This window comes from Paenibacillus sp. TSA_86.1, assembly GCF_052691815.1.
The window spans coordinates 81,880-98,654 of sequence record NZ_JBQZGE010000012.1 but is presented as its reverse complement, the minus strand read 5'-3'; the positions used below and the strand labels follow the sequence as shown (position 1 = coordinate 98,654).

The following is a 16,775-nucleotide window of genomic DNA, read 5'->3' as shown; positions in this document are numbered from 1 at the left end:
AGCCCCTTTCTCATGGAAGCACTAACGCATCATAACGGTCAGGTTACCTGCGGTCAGCAGAATTGTAATCGCCAGGAAAAACATAAGTCCCACCGCAGCTAGCGCAGCGAATACATAAATCATGCTTTTACCAATCGCTTGCAGGCACTCTACGATCGGAGTATCTCCGAGCGGCTGCATAATCGCTCCGGTTACGTTGTAGATCAAAGCCAGAGCCAGAATCTTAATGGCTGGGAACGCACACAGGAACAATATAATAATGACGCCCGTCAGTCCGATCGCATTTTTCACAAGCAACGATGCCGTGATGACTGTATCTGTTGCGTCTGCAAATGTCCTTCCTACAACAGGCACAAAGTTTCCTGCGATGTATTTGGCTGCTTTCAAACTGACACCATCGGCAACAGATCCCGATGCGCCTTGTACTGAAATGACACCCAGAAACATCGTCAGCAATATGCCCAGCAAGGCTACGCTAATGTTGCGCAGCAGGTCCGCCATTTGTGTCAATTTGTATTTATCAGAGAGTGAACTCACCAGATGCAGTACAGCCGAGAAGAAGAGTAGCGGGAACACCAGCAGATGAATTAGCGTACTTACGAGGTGAATCATGAAAATAATCAACGGATGTGTCACTGACACGGTGACGACATTTCCCATCGAAGCTAGCAATGTGAATAGAAGCGGGACCATCGCCATCATAAAGTTGATCATGCTGGATATCGCTTCTTTCGCGTACCCTATCGCCACGCTGAAGCTGTTGATCGCAAGAATAATAATGACCAGATAACAGATAGAATAGGCGATTTTACTAATATTATTTTTCTCAAATGCGGTCTGTAGTGTCTCCAGAATCATACTCAGCACGGTTAACATGACGATGGTAACCAGAAGTTTGCCGTTATACAAAACCTCGTGTAGCGCATACGTACCAACCGCAGTGAACACGGATTTCAGACTGAATCCTGTATTCCCGGGAATTAACATATCCATGAAGGATGGCGTTTTTCCTTCTGGAAAAAAACCACCATATTGTTTCATCAACTGGTCCCAATATTTCTCCACCTGATCCTTCGGCAGCTGATCTGCCTGTTGCTGCATCCACTCATTTGACGGGGAACTAGCCGCAACCTGTCCAATTACAGCAAACATTAAACAAACCATCAGCACAATCATGAGACGCCAGCGCGGCTTGTCATGCAGGTATTTCATCTGTTATCCGCACGCCCTTTCTACACCGGCATCAGTTTCATGACCGTTTCGATAATGATGCTGATGATCGGGATGGCAAGTACAAGGATCAATACCTTGCCAGCCAGTTCAATCTTGGATGCAATGCTCTCTTGTCCTGAGTCTCTTACAATCTGTGCACCGAACTCCGCAATGTAAGCAATGCCTATAATCTTCAACACGGTTTTCAAATAGATGCTCTCCATACCGGAATTTTCAGCAAGACGTTTTAACACCTCGATCACTGCACCGATCTTGCCAATCAAGAGCATAAAGATCACAATACCGGTTGCTGCCGCGATCAGAAAAGCAAACATCGGCTTCTGTTCCTTAATCACTAGAATCAGTACGGTTGCAATGAGTGCCAGACCAACAACTTGAATAATCTCCATGGGTCACCACCATCCGGCTTCATGACCATTTTTATTGAAAAAGAAATATGGACTTAATCTCCTGCAGCAGGCTGTCCAGCATCCGGACGACCATGAACAGTACAACGACAAATCCGATTACAGTCACCCAGTGAGCCATATCTTCCTTTCCCATTTGTTTCAGCACGGTATGAATCATCGCTATAATGATCCCTATGCCCGCAATTTGAAAGATTGCGTTCACTTCTAAATTCATGACCTTGGCACCTCGCTATCCCGGCTATTTCAGAAGATCAGAATGACGATTAACGCTCCGACTAGCATCCCCAGGCTGCGGCTCATTCGTTCGTATTTCACTTGATCGGCCTGTGCGCGGGATTCCTCATGCATGAGTTGCTGAATGGCTAACGAAATATGTTTCGTCTGATCCTGACGATCACTGGTGCCAAGGCTGAAACTCAACTGCAGCATAACTTCCCGCTCGTCTGACTTCATCGCAGATCTCCCCCACGTCTGTTCTACACCGGCCTGAAGACTCTCTCGGGCAGTAAGGCCATGCGGAGGTTCCATCTGTGCAGCTGCGTGTAAAAAAAGGGTCTTTATCGGGTCTTTTGTCTGAGCTCCCATCTTCTTCATCGCGTCAGGGAGCGGTGTTAAGCCGTAATTAATCTCTGTCATCAACCGCTGCAGGGCAGCAATCAATTCACGCAGCTGTCTGGGTCGCAATGCATACTGCCTGGCTTTGTAAAAACCGGCGAGTGTGCTAGCTAGCAGAATCAGCAGCGCGCCAAACATATTAACCAAAGGCTTCACCTCCAGCCCCGGCTTGCTGCAGTCCGCGCATCTTGCTATCCGCCAGTCGGAAGCTCAACCCTCGGCTCGTCCTTTGCAACAGCACATAGCGCTGGAACATTTGCTCTGTAATCAGCGTTCTCAGAGCAGGTCTTGCAGACAGTTCAGACAAATCCCGTCCATGGGCAGTGGCAATAACGGAAACCCCTGCATGCAGAGCTTCCATCACGGCTTCGGCATCCTCCGGACGACCAATCTCGTCCACAATCAGAACATCCGGTGACATGGAGCGAAGCATCATCATCATGCCTTCTGCCTTCGGACATCCATCCATGATGTCTGTTCGTGGACCTACATCGAAACCAGGGACACCTCTGTAACTGCCAGCAATTTCAGAACGCTCATCCACAATTGCAACTTTTAGCCGAGGACGTATGCCTTGTTTCCATTCGTCGCCACTAGACAGCTTATTGCCGTTGCTGATCTGTCTTGCCAAATCTCGCAGTAATGTTGTCTTGCCATGCTGGGGCGGGGATAGAATCAGCGTATGCAGCACCTGCCCATTTTTCATATCCAGTAAATACGGAAGAATTGGATCAGCAATCCCCTGCACTTCTCGTGCAACACGGACATTAAAACCGTTGATGTCCCGTAAATATTCTACACGCCCTCCGCTGAGTACCGTCCGGCCTGCGAGTCCGATTCGGTGCCCCCCCGGGATCGTGATGAATCCCTTTCGCAGTTCTTCTTCCAAGGTATAGAGCGAGTGATTGCTTATCAGATCAAGCAGTCTGTGCGTCACTTCTTTTTGAGGAATATACGCTTCCTCAGGTTTTCCTGTGGCTACACCTTCTGATGTGAGGAACTGATAATTGTTCCCTGCATTAATTTCCAAGGGCCTGCCTTCTCGAATACGGACTTCTTCCACTTGTTCCAATAGATCGGGCGGCATTCTGCCCAAGATGGTTCGGATGGGTTCCGGAAAAAGATCCCTCCATTTCACTTTCATGAGTAGGCTCCTCCAACTTTATAATTCATCATGATTGCTTCTCTGATCTTGTTCATATCTCAAGTTTATGCCTGTACATTCATTTTATGACGCTGAAATCTATCATTTCTTCACGATGGCGGTGAGAGCCAAAATTCATAGATACCTGTGATCTAGGCACCTGTCTAGGTATGCATGCATATAATGCTTACAGACAGAATGGACTGTTCCGGTTGAGAAGCAGTTGCATCATTACCAGGAACAGAAAGGAGTTGTGGAGTGTGCGTGTCGACGTTGTAGGTAATGTGAATGAAGTGCGTACTATAGATATTGAGGGTCGGAGTGTAGTGGTGATTGATGTTTTGCGGACGACAAGTACGATTGTGACCGCCCTTGCCCATCAGGCCGCAGGTGTTATTGCTGCAGAGACTGTTCCGCAAGCCAAGCGGATGGACGTACGGAACAGCATTCGAGGTGGTGAACGTTTTGACAAAAAAATTACTGGATTCGAGGCGGGTAATTCCCCCTATGAATATATGAGCCCTGACATTGCGCACAAAGTCATCATCCTGACCACGACAGACGGTACAAGAGCTCTGATCAAGGCATCTAGAGCCAGACATATTCTTGCCGGAGCTTTATTAAATGCAAAAGCTGTTGCTGCCGCTCTGATCGAGTTGCAACGGGATATCTTGTTATTGTGTGCAGGTGAGCAGGATGAGTTTGCATTAGAGGATGGCTTATGTGCCGGATGTATTATTGAAGAGTTGTATCGTCAGACCCGTTCTCCTTTGCAGCTGAATGATCTTGGTATCATTCTTCATCAAGCCGTATCTCAATGTCAGGATCGAATTACCGACTTGGTTCGAACATCATCCAGTGCACGAAGGCTCGATAAGCTGGGGAGAATGCATGATGTTACCTATTGTTCCCAATTAAATCTATTGGATTGCGTGCCGGAAATGCGGGTAGGGAATGAGTTAAAGCCTTACCGTAAATTACGAGGAGGTCATATGTGCAAACAGCTGTAGTACAACAAAAGAGGCGTACTGCGGCCGGTTGGCAACAGTACACCTCTTTGTATTTATGACTATATATCTTCGATCTGTTATCTGCGAACTTGTGGTCCACCAATGACTGCTTGCTCTGCAGTATCCAGATCATACGCTGTATGCAGTGCTTTAATGACATCGTGGAGTTTTTCTCCGTCAATAACACAGGACACCTTGATCTCAGACGTGCTGACCATCTTGATGCTTACGCCTTCACCAGAGATAACCTTAAACATTTTGGCAGCCACACCTGGATGACTCACCATACCTGCACCAACAATCGAGATTTTAACCAGATTCTCTTCGGAAGTCACTTCACGGTAAGGCAAACGGCTATGCAGACCTTCGATGACGCGAAGTGCCTTTTCACGATCAGACAGGGCAACCGAGAAGGAAAAGTCTGCTTTGCCATCTTGTACTCCGCTCTGAACGATAATATCTACATCCAGTTGCTCGGACGCCAGTTCGCCGAATACTTCAGCGAGAACACCCGGGACATCCGGCACACCCAGAATACTGATACGAGCTACGTTTTTGTCATAGGCAATGCCACTTACTACTACCCCTTGTTCCATTGTTGCTTCCTCCTTCACAACCGTTCCTTCATTATGGTTAAAGCTTGATCTAACAATCAGAGGCACACCGGAATGCTTCGCGTACTCTACAGCACGAGGATGCAATACCGCTGCTCCCAGATTCGCAAGCTCCAGCATTTCATCGTAAGATATTTCCTTTAGTTTGCGTGCCACTTTGACGATTCTCGGATCTGTGGAATAGATCCCGTCCACATCCGTATAAATCTCACAAGCGTCCGCTTGAATGGCTGCTGCAAGCGCTACAGCTGTTGTATCCGAACCACCGCGGCCCAGAGTAGTGATCTCACCATCTTCGGTCATGCCTTGGAAACCGGCAACAATAACAATATTGCCTGCAGCCAGAGCAGCATTGACACGCTCAGGACGAATATCCTGAATTCGAGCTTTACCGTGCACCGGCTCTGTTCGGAAACCGGCTTGCCATCCTGTAAAGGATACGGCCTTGCGCCCAAGTGACTGGATTGCCATGGACAGCAATGAGATCGAGATCTGTTCCCCTGTCGTCAGAAGCATATCCATTTCACGAGCAGGCAAATCACTGTTCAGCAGCTTCGCCTGATCAATCAACTCATCTGTAGTATCCCCCATGGCCGAAACCACAACGACACATTGATGTCCTTCATCCGCTTTTTCCACAACACGTCCGGCCACACGCTTCATGCGTTCTGTATCTCCGACCGAGCTGCCCCCAAATTTCATGACGTACAATGACAACGCAAATCCACTCCCTACCTTGTGCAGTATGCATAAATTGATATCATTCGTCATTATTCTCTACGAGAAATGACTTTAACCCAGTATATTACGAAAGCGCCTCTTAGGCTAATCTTTTTTCAAAAAAACCCTTTGCCACATGCATGGCAAAGGGTTTTCATCCGTACCTTCAAGCTTACAGCAAGTTAAAGTTACGCACGGGAAGAATATTTACCTTCACGTGTATCAATCAGAAGCACGTCGCCTTCATTGATGAACAAAGGCACTTGTACATTCAGACCTGTTTCTACTTTTGCATTTTTAGTCGCACCTTGTGCCGTGTTACCTTTAACGCTTGGCTCGGTTTCAATAACTTTCAACTCAACGCTTGTAGGCAGGTCGATACCCAGGATTTCACCTTTGTAGCTAACGATTTTCACGTTCATGTTTTCTTTCAGGAAGTTCAATTCCCATTCCAGTTGCTCACTTGTCAAAGTGAACTGATCGTAAGTTTCGTTATCCATAAACGTGTGCTCTGAACCACTTGCATATAGATAAGATACACCACGGTTCTCGATAATTGCACGGCCAATCGTTTCACCTGCACGGAATGTACGCTCAACGGTGTTACCGTTACGCAGGTTTTTCAATTTGGAACGTACGAAGGCTGCGCCTTTACCTGGTTTTACGTGTTGAAAGTCAATTACAGTGAAGATGTCTCCATCTACTTCTACGGTCAAACCTGTTTTAAAATCGTTAACTGAAATCACAAAAAATCCCTCCTGAATATAAATAAAAATTAGCTGGTGTATTACCCAATAACGGTGAACTTTTTGTCCGATTTCGTAAGAATATGGATACCTGTCTCGGTAATCACAACGTCATCTTCAATCCGTACGCCGCCAAGTCCATCGATATAAATCCCCGGTTCAACCGTAACCACCATGCCCGGTTTCAATACATCATCGCTAAGCTTGGACAAACGCGGAGCTTCATGAACTTCCATGCCCAGGCCGTGGCCTGTACTGTGTCCGAATTGTTCTCCATATCCATAACCTGCAATGATATCTCGAGCAAGTGCATCCGCTTCCCGTCCGGTCATACCTGGTTTCAGGTTCTCCAGCGTATGTAACTGTGCTTCCAGTACGATGTCATAAATTTTGCGCAGCTCAGGTACAGGGTTGCCCGTTGCAATCGTACGTGTCAGATCTGAACAGTATCCGTCCAGCAACGCACCAAAGTCAAACGTAATCAGTTCGTCCTGTCCAATTACCTTGCTACTTGCTACACCGTGAGGCAACGCAGAACGTTCGCCTGAAGCGACAATCGTGTCAAAGGAAGAGCTGGTTGCCCCATGCTTGCGCATGAAAAATTCCATTTCCAGATCGACTTCACGTTCAGTCATACCCGGTTTCGCAAATTGCAAAACGTGGCTGAATGTGGCATCTGCCAAATCTGCCGCCCTCTGCATTACTGCAATTTCGTCATCATCTTTGAACATACGAAGCTGCTCAACAATGCCGGATACTGCGGTAAGTTTAACCGATTGCAACGATTCCGCATAAGAAGCATGCGTACCGAATGTGACCGAATCCTGTTCAAAGCCAACCTCGTTGATATTCGCTTTAACCAGTAAATCACGTACGGAATCCATCGGTTTTGCACCGTGTTCCACAACGTTGAAACCTTGAGCTTGCGAGGATGCCTGTGCCATATAACGGAAATCAGTAAGCAAATAAGCCTCCTGCTCTGTGATAAGCACATATCCCGCCGAGCCGGTAAATCCCGTCGTATAACGACGGTTAATCGGGTTCGTAATCAGCATTGCTTTGAGTTCACGCTCAGCCATTGCCTCGCGCAACTTGTGTACTCGTTTGTTTTCCATCGGTAACCCTTCTTTCTCTCACATTCCCGGGTTTCCGGCTCAGGTTTGTTTGTCCAGATGACGCACGAGAGCCAGCAGTCCCAGTTCATAGCTTACTTCGCCAAATCCGGCAATCTGCCCGATCGTTTCCGCTGCAAGTACTGAATGATGTCTGAATGCTTCGCGTGCATGAATGTTGGATAGATGAACTTCCACGGTAGGAACTTTCACGGCATTGATTGCATCACGTATAGCATAGCTGTAATGGGTAAACGCCCCGGCATTTAACATAATCCCGTCCGACTCACCCATTGCGGCATGAATGCGGTCAATAATGTCCCCTTCATGGTTGGATTGATAAAAAGCGATGGAGACTCCCAGTTCTTCAGCCTGTCTGCGAATTTTGCCTTCAATATCCTTCAGACTAAGCGTTCCATAAATGCCTGGTTCACGTACGCCAAGCATGTTTAGGTTCGGGCCATTGATCACAATAATTCGTTTCATCGCTGCTCCACCCTCTCTGCAAATAACCATCTGCTATTTTAACACAGCCATGACCGGATTGAGAAGCTTTTTTGCGTCTAGGCGCCTGCGTGCTCCGGCTCCCGCTTCCGCTCGTCGGTATACTCCATCGCTACGGTATAACCGATGAACAGTCCCCAAAGGAGAAAGAAACAAAATTCGGTGAAAATTGAATCCCATGTCAACTGGTTTAGCGGCTTCATCATTCCCAGTTTGGGGCCAAGCAATATAAAGAGGATGATCCACCACACGATCCCGTACACCATACCAGGGAACGGCCCTTTTAATTTCCGGATGGTAAAGGTATATAACAGCGAAGCAAGGATGGAGAATACAATAAAACATAGCCAGCCCGTTAAATGACCTGCCGGAGTATAGATATATTTATGTTTGAAGAACGGCTCCGCCAGAAAACCGACAGGTACTACAGTAAAATGCAGCAGATGGAACAGCCAGTGGATGCCGCCCCAGATCAAACCGGCAAAGAATCCCAACTCTAGTGCAAAGGAAAACCGGTTCGTATAATAGTGCGCATCCCCCTGCTTCGGTGCGGAACGCCGCTTCATTACTTTATCATCACGTTCTTGCGAGTGTTGCTCATGTTTATGCTGATCTGATTTTTCTTCGTGATTACTATTCGTGGATACTTTCTCATGGTTATGATCGTTCATCACTAACGTCCCCTTCTTCGCAAGATCATCTCGCAGGCATGCCAGATATTTTCTTACAGTTCTAGGCCGTAGTATGTTCAAAACAGGACAATCTTAACAGCTTCTCCTGCGGATTGGTCTCTAAACTAGAAATTGCTCTCCAAATTCGATACAATAGGGATATTAGACTGCCTTTCACTGTAAAGGCTTAGAACAGAATAGGAAGGTGAATAATTTGCCTCAACAATCCAAGCCTGTCAGCTACGGGGGGCAAGCCGTTATCGAAGGTGTAATGTTCGGCGGTAAACACGTCAATGTTACGGCTGTTCGCAGAAAAGACGGCGAAATTACGTATCTGGAAGTTCCCAAGCAAGACAAGACCTGGGTCATGAAATTGCGGCGGATTCCTTTATTGCGCGGAATTGTCAGCATTATAGATTCAAGTGTCAAAGGCAGCAAACATCTGAACTACTCTGCTGACGCTTATGCTGATGATGAACTGGAACCGGAAGAAAAGGCCAAACAAGAGGAGAAGCAAGGGTCCGGCTGGAGCCTTAGCATGATTATTGGGGTAACAGCTGTCGCCATCCTGTCCTTCCTTTTCGGCAAAATTGTGTTGACGCTGCTTCCTGTTGTGATCGAGGACTTCTTATTTAAAAATGTATTTGACAATCAATTCCTGCATAATGTATTGGAAGGTGTCATCAAACTGATTTTGTTACTCGCCTATCTGTGGTTAATCTCGCAGACGCCGATGATCAAACGTTTGTTTCAATACCATGGGGCAGAGCATAAGGTTATCAGTGCATATGAGGCTGGAGAAAAGTTGACCCCGGAAAATGTTCAGAAATACAGCAGACTGCATTACCGTTGTGGAAGCAGCTTTATCATGTTGACCGTTATTATCGGTATATTCCTGTACTCCGTGTTCACCTATGATAATTTATGGGAACGGATGGGACAGCGTCTGTTGTTGCTGCCAGTCGTGCTGGGTGTTTCGTTCGAACTACTCAAGATTACGAACTCGCTTCGTGATATTCCCATTCTTCGTTATTTGGGATATCCGGGTCTGTGGCTGCAACTACTCACAACGAAAGAACCTACCAACGCTCAAGTGGAAGTTTCCATTGCATCGTTTAACCGCATGCTTGAGCTGGACGCCAAACTTGCCAACGTTTCATCGACAACTGAAGTTCCTGTAGCTACATTTGATCCTGTGAAAGGGTGAATGATATGAATAAGCAGGCCATTATATTTTGGGCATTCATTGTACTGGCCGCTCTTGGAGTCATCAGTTTTTTGACTAGAGCCTCATTGACCAGTATTCTCATCCCTCTGATTGTGTTCGGAGTGGTGTTCCTGTTGTACAAATATCCGCCTGCCCGTTGGTCGAGAAAAGCAAAGACACCAAAGATCAAACCTTCGGCTAAAACGATGGCTAAAGTGAATGCACAGAATAATGTCCAGGCCAGAAAAAGCAGTTCGTCCAAGAAACGCAAGGACTATCCTTTCCAGGTGATTCAAGGCCAAAAAGGGAAAAGCAACGACGAGGACATTCCCAAGTATCACTAAGTTGTCGTCGTGTTAAGGCTGTGTTCCAGTTTTACGGTAAAATAAAACCCAAAAAGCAATTCTCCTCAGCTAAGGAGAATTGCTTTTTTAAGTCTTTACACGGGAATCAGCGGCAGTGCATCCGCCTGTTTCTTGCGAAGTTCTTTTCGCTGCTTTTCCAATTGCTCGTTATACATCTTTGTATTCCACGTGTTGAAAAACTCCAGGCCAGAGGCAACGCCAGACCGATATAAGTTGGTACTGTCCTGAACGGAAAGATTAAACTGGGTTGGTTTAATGCCAAGCGTAGGAATCTTGACTGTTCGAAACCGGTTAATCTGCTCAATGTAACGCTCATCGTGAGCCGTCAGCATTGTCTCAACAAGCGCTTGTAACATCGTTAGCGGACCTTTGATCCGCGTAGGCTCTACCTCGGTTTTGCCTACCATCTTGAAGCCGACTACCGGAATGATAGCCCCTCCTGACTCCGAGCGTTCTCCATCAAACAACCAGAGCGGAAAATTACTAAGCAGCCCTCCGTCCACAACATACACAAACTGATCCTGAAAAGCTAATCCCTTGGACATGATCGGTGATTTCCGGATAATAACCGGATCAAAAAAATAGGGGATGCTGCAGCTCATTCGCACCGCCTTGGCAACCTCAAGTTTCGTCGGTTCGATCCCAAAGCGCCGGATATCATCAGGCAGCACAAGAATGTTGCCGTTAGTAATGTCGGAAGCGGTAATCAGCAGCTTTCCGGGTGGCAAATCGGCGAAGGTTCGTATTCCTTTTTGCGCCAGCATCTTACTTATCCATGATTCCAGCGCTTCTCCCGAATATAGGCCTTTTTTCAAAAACAGCCTTGCTGCCGGGCCGATCCAGCGTGTATTAAATATAGGTGACCGTTGCAATAGCGAAGCAAACGGCGTGCTCTCAATAATCACTTTCATCTCTTCGGCCCGATATCCCGCAGCCAGAAGCGCAGCAACAATCGAACCGGAAGATGTGCCGGCAACCCGATTAAATTGCATCCCGCAGTCCTGTGCTCCCTGTACAGCCCCTGCGAGTGATATTCCTTTCACGCCTCCACCCTCAAATACTCCGTTAATTAACATACCAAAAACCCCCGTTCTCCAGGCAGCCATGCTTGCTACTGCCACTGTATGAGAACAGGGGTTGGTCATATAACTATGATGTGATGAATAAGAGAATGTTTATATGGAAACGTTACCGTGTGGGCCTACATTCCATAGTAGGTTTTCAATCGGTCGATCAAGCCCAGCGGGTTTTTGGTAAGATACTGGGAACTGAAATAGATATCTCCACCGATGGATGGATACTTCTTATTATAAGTCAATTGATCAATGATTTCTTGGGAGGTCTGCCATCCAATCTCTGGTGTTCCCAGTTTATAAGGAGAATGGCCAATGTACAGTTTTACATCGGTATTCGCTACCTCATTAACCCACCAATCTACAACCTTATCGTATCTTGCGGCACTTAGCGTCATACTCCAATACACTTGAGGTGCCACGTAGTCGATCCATCCTTGTTTGATCCATGTCCGAACATCTGCATTCATGCTGTCATATGCCGTCACGCCTGCTTTGGTGTCTGATCCCGTAAAATCATTTGCTTTGTTACGCCATACGCCAAATGGACTGATCCCATACTCTACTTTCGGTTTCACTTGATGGATGCTCTGTCCAAGCTGTTGCACAAACTGATTAATATTGTCACGGCGCCATGCTGCGCGATCTGCAGTCTTTAACGTATTATACATTTTGTAAGCAGCATCATCATTGAAGGTAACATTTGATGGGTAGAAATAATCGTCCAGATGTACACCATCGACATTATACTTATTCACAACTTCCATAATGGTATCCATAATATGCTGTCTTGCTTCTGGAACACCCGGATTAATATATAATTTGCCTGATGCATTTACAATCCAATCTGGATGCAGCTTAGACACGTGGTTTGCTGCCAGATTCGTTGTTGCTGCCGAGTTGGTAGCCCGGAATGGATTGAACCAAGCATGGAATTCAAGCCCGCGCTTGTGTGCTTCCTCAATCATAAAAGCCAGTGGATCGTAGCCAGGGTCTTTACCTTGCGTGCCTGTCAGGACACTATTCCAAGGTGCGAGGCTAGAAGGATAGATGGTGTCAGCATTTGCTCTGACTTGTACAAATACAGCATTGATACCCACATCCTTCAATTGATCCAGTTGACTCGTATACTCCTGCTTCTGTTTCTCTACATTGCCTTTTGCTCCAGAAGAAGGCCAATCGCCATTAACCGTCGAAATCCAGGCTCCACGCATCTCTTGGGTTACTGGCGTTACAGTCCCTCCTGGCTCTGCCGGAATTGCTGGTGTTGGTTCAGGTGTTGGCGTTGTTCCATCTCCGGTATACAGATCGATCGTCTGAGCAGCCTGATTCCAGCTCACTTGAATTCCTAAATTTTCACTTACAAAACGAATGGGAACCATGACACGCCCCTGTTTTAGTTGCACAGACGCATCCAGATTAACCAATGTGTTGTCGACGGTCGCTTGCTGGCGTCCACTCGTCATCGTAATCGTTGAATCCGATTTCTGAATCGTCACCGTCCGGGTTGCCTGAGACCATAACACAGAAGCACCCAATCCTTCACTAATGACACGCAGCGGCACCATCGTGACATTCACCTTTGGTAGTATGTACGGTGAAACATCCGATTCCAGACGCTGACCATCCAGAAAAATAGAAATCTCTTTCGGAGATGCCGCCTGTGCAGTCAAACCTACTGTCTGCAGACCAAGGACAAAAATAAGCAGAAGCACTAAACCTTTACGCAATTTCATCAATACAATCCTCCAACATCATTAAATTTGCGGTAAATTCTACTAGTTTAATAGACGCTTGGGAGACCGGTTTAGTTGCGATATTGACCAATTTTTGGGCGGATTTGATTAGCATAACAAAAAAATGCTCCTCACCTTAGCACTGGGCGAGAAGCATCTCTCTCTTTGTTAACGTATGAATTCAAGGTTCAAGAGTCCGTGTTGCTCATGATATCCTGAAGGTTTTTGAGATCTTGAAGACGACTCTCGTCCTGACGGAAATATTCTACAAGAGTCTCTATACAAGTGATGGAATCCCAGCTCAAATGATGCTCAATACCTTCTACATCATTGTAAATGTTCTCTTCCTGCACACCGATGGTGGTTAAAAACTGCTCCAGCAGATGATGGCGTTCCATCAACCGTTTGCCCATCTTTTTTCCTTTTGGTGTCAGCACCAACCCGCGGTACTTCTCATAGATCAGGTACTCGTCCTTATCCAGCTTTTGGATCATCTTCGTCACGGATGAAGGATGCACTTCCAGTCCTTCAGCTATATCAGACACACGAGCATAGCCCTTTTCATCAATCAATTTGTATATACGCTCCAAATAGTCTTCCATACTGGGCGTTGGCATCTGCTTCCCTCTCTTCTCTCTGACCGGTTCTACGTACCTGGTCCCTATCTTCTAATGATACATGTTATCAATACGCATTGGCAAGTCCTGCCGAATTCACGCCATGCAGCACACAAGGATTTGGCAGGCGTGACTTCTCTTCAAACGAGGCAAACTAAGTTCAGATTCGTACTGAAAGGAGTGATTCTGTGAGCACAAGCGTTGCCCAGCCCCCTGTTCGAAAAGCAAAGTCTACTAAACCCTTTATTCCCGATTTGGTGTATTTTGAACCCGGAGCGCTTGAATATGATAAAGGCAAACGAATTATGGAATGGGTGACATCTCAAAATATTCCTTATCAGATGACCACATCGCACAATCGTATCACAAACCTGCCCGGAGAGACGGAACAGGAGAAATATCGAATGGCCAAACGAACTTTGGTTGTTGGCGTACGCAAAACGCTTAAATTTGACCAGTCCAAACCTTCAGCAGAGTATGCCATTCCAGTCTCAACGGGTTGCATGGGGCATTGCCATTATTGTTATCTGCAGACCACTTTGGGCGCCAAACCTTATATCCGCGTGTATGTAAACACGGAAGAGATTATTGAGGCTGCCAAAGGATACATCGAGGAACGGAAACCTGAAATCACCCGTTTCGAGGCAGCTTGTACATCCGACCCTGTTGGTCTGGAACATATTACGGAAAACCTGAGCGATCTCATTCGTTTTATGGCTGATGAGGAATACGGCCGTTTACGCTTCGTTACGAAATATCATCATGTTGATCCGCTGCTTGACATCAAGCACAATGGTCACACGCGTATCCGGTTCAGCGTCAATTCGGACTATGTTATCAAAAATTTCGAACCTGCAACTTCCCGCTTTGAAGAGCGTATTGAAGCCGCAGGCAAAATTGCCCGTGCGGGTTATCCGCTTGGTTTCATCATAGCTCCCATCATCTGGTACGATGGCTGGCAGGAAGGTTATGCGGAGTTACTGCAAAAGCTGGCAGAAACCCTGCCTGAAGAAGCTACCAGAGATCTTACGTTTGAGATGATCCAGCATCGTTTTACCAAAACGGCGAAAGCCACCATCGAGAAGCGATATCCCAAATCGAAGCTGGAGATGGATATTGAGAAACGTAAAATGAAATGGGGCCGTTGGGGTCAATACAAATACGTTTATAAAGATGATCAGCAGGATGCTCTACGCGAGTTCATTACAGAACGTATTTTCGAACATTTCCCGTTAGCTAAGATTGATTACTTCACCTAACTGAAGAAAACTCCCGTTCTCATGAGATTAAAAAGCAGGTCGCATATTCCAGAATCGTTCTGGTTTATGAGGCCTGCTTTATGTACTTTATTGAAAATTAGTCCTTCGTATTTTCATCTCACATGAAATTTTACATGATTAGTGTTAAATAATCATCCACTGCGGTGTAATTTCCTGAAGCCATATGGTTATTTTGGTCATCTGATTCGTGAACAGCAATATGCCCATTAACAACATTAATGCTCCGCCAATCTTCATCATGATGTTGGAATAACGCAAAATCCACCGTGTGGAGCCAATGAAGAATGCTAGAACAAAGAAAGGCAACGCAAATCCAATAGTATAACCGGTAATCAGTTTAAGCCAAGTGGACGGTTCACTCGCAGCCATCGCAATAATAGCTGTCAGGATCGGCCCTATACAAGGTGACCATCCCGCCGAAAAACCGATGCCAAAAATAAAGGAACCTACATAACCGGCTGGTTTCCACTTCATGTCAAGTTTTCGTTCTTTCATCAAAAACTGCGGTTTGAAAATGCCTAACAGAAACAAGCCCATCAACATAATCAAAATCGCCGACAATTGACGAATCAAATCACGGTTATCGTTAAAGAATTGACCAAACAATCCTGCGCCAAGACCAAGCGAATAAAATACAGCCGAGAAACCGAGAATAAACGCCAGTGTATGCGTTAACGTCTTGAACCGCACCTCGCGCTGATTACGATCATCCTTCAACTGTTGCACGGTCATTCCCGTGATGTACGAGAGATACGAAGGATACAGCGGAAGGCAACATGGAGATATAAAAGAAGCGAGGCCGGCTACAAAAGCCAGCCATACATTAACATCAGGCATGAGGCAATGTCTCCCTTCCTTGGGCTCACTTTCTCGTTAATCGTTAAATGATAAGCATTAGAATATCAGGCACGAAAGCCTTTTTTTGCAATCATCGTTAGAATCAACATGCCAATCAGCAGCAGCACAATCGTTGCTCCCGGCGCCAGGTTCCAGATCCCCGCCGTAACCAGTCCAATCACTACAGCAATCTCTCCAATCACCACAGACAGAATGATAGCTGATTTGAAGCTTCGAGCCAGGAGCAGACTGACGGCAACGGGAATAGTCAACAATGCAGATACCAGCAAAGCGCCCACGATTTTGATCGCTGTACTGATCACTAGTGCTGTCATAACCGTAATTAACATATTCAGCATTTTGACTGGCAATCCCGTCACTGCAGCTGCATCCTCTTCAAAACTGAGCAGGAAAAACTCCTTATGTAAGAAGGCCACCACAATAACAACGATCAGTGTCACGACTCCAACCAGCTTCAGATCCGTTGCATCCAGTGTGTAAATACTGCCGAACAAATAACTCATAACATCCGCGTTATACCCTTTACCCAGTGTAAAAAACAGCGAAGCCAGCGCTACGCCTCCAGACATAATAATTGCAATAGACAACTCTGCATAGGTTTTATATGCTTTACGCAGCTTTTCAATGGCAAATGACGCCAGTACCGCAAAAATCAAACCTACACCAATGGGGTACACTTCTATCAGAAAACCAAGCGCTACTCCCGCAATCGTTACATGGGACAAAGTGTCCCCGATCATCGATAGTCTCCGCAACACCAGAAAAAGTCCGATCAGCGGAGCGGTGATGCCGATAAGCAATCCGCCTGCAAGGGCACGCTGAAAAAAATCACTCCATAATATTTCCAAAACAAACACGAC

The 16,775-nt window shown here is 46.3% G+C and carries 19 protein-coding genes; 4 read left to right on the top strand and 15 right to left on the bottom strand.

Annotated features, from left to right (window positions below; translation table 11 throughout):
* Window positions 1–21: 21 nt before the first annotated feature.
* The 5 genes from spoIIIAE to spoIIIAA are packed head-to-tail and all read right to left on the bottom strand — an operon-like array spanning window position 22 to window position 3,402.
* The gene (gene spoIIIAE / locus ACUTVW_RS20210) at window positions 22–1,176 is read right to left on the bottom strand and encodes a stage III sporulation protein AE (RefSeq protein WP_445647495.1); all 1,155 of its coding nucleotides are present in this window, start codon (window positions 1,174–1,176) and stop codon (window positions 22–24) included.
* A gap of 56 nt (window positions 1,177–1,232) precedes the next feature.
* On the bottom strand, window positions 1,233–1,622 hold the full coding sequence (gene spoIIIAD / locus ACUTVW_RS20205) for a stage III sporulation protein AD (protein WP_445647428.1): 390 nt from the start codon (window positions 1,620–1,622) through the stop codon (window positions 1,233–1,235).
* A 31-nt stretch (window positions 1,623–1,653) separates the two neighbouring features.
* A complete protein-coding gene (gene spoIIIAC / locus ACUTVW_RS20200; protein ID WP_017687585.1) occupies window positions 1,654–1,857 on the bottom strand; it encodes a stage III sporulation protein AC in 204 nt (67 codons plus the stop codon).
* A gap of 29 nt (window positions 1,858–1,886) precedes the next feature.
* A complete protein-coding gene (gene spoIIIAB / locus ACUTVW_RS20195) occupies window positions 1,887–2,405 on the bottom strand; it encodes a stage III sporulation protein SpoIIIAB (protein WP_445647427.1) in 519 nt (172 codons plus the stop codon).
* Complete coding sequence (gene spoIIIAA / locus ACUTVW_RS20190) at window positions 2,398–3,402, bottom strand: stage III sporulation protein AA (protein WP_445647426.1); 1,005 nt, start codon at window positions 3,400–3,402, stop codon at window positions 2,398–2,400. Before spoIIIAA ends, spoIIIAB begins: the two co-directional genes overlap by 8 nt.
* Before the next feature lie 260 nt (window positions 3,403–3,662).
* On the opposite strand from spoIIIAA, the gene ACUTVW_RS20185 reads away from it, so the two are divergent.
* Entirely contained in the window at window positions 3,663–4,412 is a 750-nt protein-coding gene (locus ACUTVW_RS20185) for a 2-phosphosulfolactate phosphatase (RefSeq protein ID WP_445647425.1), read from the top strand.
* Between the two features lie 77 nt (window positions 4,413–4,489).
* Here the strand turns inward: ACUTVW_RS20185 and ACUTVW_RS20180 are convergent, their stop codons facing one another.
* The 5 genes from ACUTVW_RS20180 to ACUTVW_RS20160 form a co-directional block, all read right to left on the bottom strand.
* A complete protein-coding gene (locus ACUTVW_RS20180) occupies window positions 4,490–5,743 on the bottom strand; it encodes an aspartate kinase (protein ID WP_445647424.1) in 1,254 nt (417 codons plus the stop codon).
* Between the two features lie 191 nt (window positions 5,744–5,934).
* Entirely contained in the window at window positions 5,935–6,492 is a 558-nt protein-coding gene (gene efp / locus ACUTVW_RS20175; RefSeq protein ID WP_434750450.1) for an elongation factor P, read from the bottom strand.
* 41 nt (window positions 6,493–6,533) lie between these two features.
* Window positions 6,534–7,607, bottom strand: a complete 1,074-nt coding sequence (locus ACUTVW_RS20170; protein ID WP_445647423.1) for a M24 family metallopeptidase — start codon at window positions 7,605–7,607, stop codon at window positions 6,534–6,536.
* A 39-nt stretch (window positions 7,608–7,646) separates the two neighbouring features.
* Window positions 7,647–8,090 (bottom strand): type II 3-dehydroquinate dehydratase, encoded by a 444-nt coding sequence (aroQ, locus tag ACUTVW_RS20165; protein ID WP_445647422.1) that lies wholly within the window; start codon window positions 8,088–8,090, stop codon window positions 7,647–7,649.
* 77 nt (window positions 8,091–8,167) lie between these two features.
* Entirely contained in the window at window positions 8,168–8,674 is a 507-nt protein-coding gene (locus ACUTVW_RS20160) for a YqhR family membrane protein (protein ID WP_445647494.1), read from the bottom strand.
* A gap of 319 nt (window positions 8,675–8,993) precedes the next feature.
* On the opposite strand from ACUTVW_RS20160, the gene ACUTVW_RS20155 reads away from it, so the two are divergent.
* Both ACUTVW_RS20155 and ACUTVW_RS20150 read left to right on the top strand, forming a co-directional pair.
* A complete protein-coding gene (locus ACUTVW_RS20155; protein WP_445647421.1) occupies window positions 8,994–9,986 on the top strand; it encodes a DUF1385 domain-containing protein in 993 nt (330 codons plus the stop codon).
* Between the two features lie 5 nt (window positions 9,987–9,991).
* A complete protein-coding gene (locus ACUTVW_RS20150; protein WP_445647420.1) occupies window positions 9,992–10,330 on the top strand; it encodes a hypothetical protein in 339 nt (112 codons plus the stop codon).
* Between the two features lie 95 nt (window positions 10,331–10,425).
* Here ACUTVW_RS20150 and ACUTVW_RS20145 read toward each other — a convergent pair whose 3' ends face one another.
* The 3 genes from ACUTVW_RS20145 to mntR form a co-directional block, all read right to left on the bottom strand.
* Window positions 10,426–11,427 (bottom strand): patatin-like phospholipase family protein, encoded by a 1,002-nt coding sequence (locus tag ACUTVW_RS20145; protein WP_445647419.1) that lies wholly within the window; start codon window positions 11,425–11,427, stop codon window positions 10,426–10,428.
* A gap of 125 nt (window positions 11,428–11,552) precedes the next feature.
* Window positions 11,553–13,160: a family 10 glycosylhydrolase gene (locus ACUTVW_RS20140; RefSeq protein WP_445647418.1), complete on the bottom strand. Its 1,608-nt coding sequence runs from the start codon at window positions 13,158–13,160 to the stop codon at window positions 11,553–11,555.
* A 188-nt stretch (window positions 13,161–13,348) separates the two neighbouring features.
* A complete protein-coding gene (gene mntR, locus ACUTVW_RS20135) occupies window positions 13,349–13,777 on the bottom strand; it encodes a transcriptional regulator MntR (RefSeq protein WP_434750443.1) in 429 nt (142 codons plus the stop codon).
* Between the two features lie 188 nt (window positions 13,778–13,965).
* On the opposite strand from mntR, the gene splB reads away from it, so the two are divergent.
* Window positions 13,966–15,036, top strand: a complete 1,071-nt coding sequence (gene splB / locus ACUTVW_RS20130; RefSeq protein WP_445647417.1) for a spore photoproduct lyase — start codon at window positions 13,966–13,968, stop codon at window positions 15,034–15,036.
* A gap of 144 nt (window positions 15,037–15,180) precedes the next feature.
* Here splB and ACUTVW_RS20125 read toward each other — a convergent pair whose 3' ends face one another.
* Window positions 15,181–15,894: a cytochrome c biogenesis CcdA family protein gene (locus ACUTVW_RS20125; RefSeq protein ID WP_445647416.1), complete on the bottom strand. Its 714-nt coding sequence runs from the start codon at window positions 15,892–15,894 to the stop codon at window positions 15,181–15,183.
* A 65-nt stretch (window positions 15,895–15,959) separates the two neighbouring features.
* Window positions 15,960–16,763, bottom strand: coding sequence for a metal ABC transporter permease (locus tag ACUTVW_RS20120; protein WP_445647415.1), 804 nt, complete (start codon window positions 16,761–16,763; stop codon window positions 15,960–15,962).
* Window positions 16,764–16,775 lie beyond the last annotated feature (12 nt).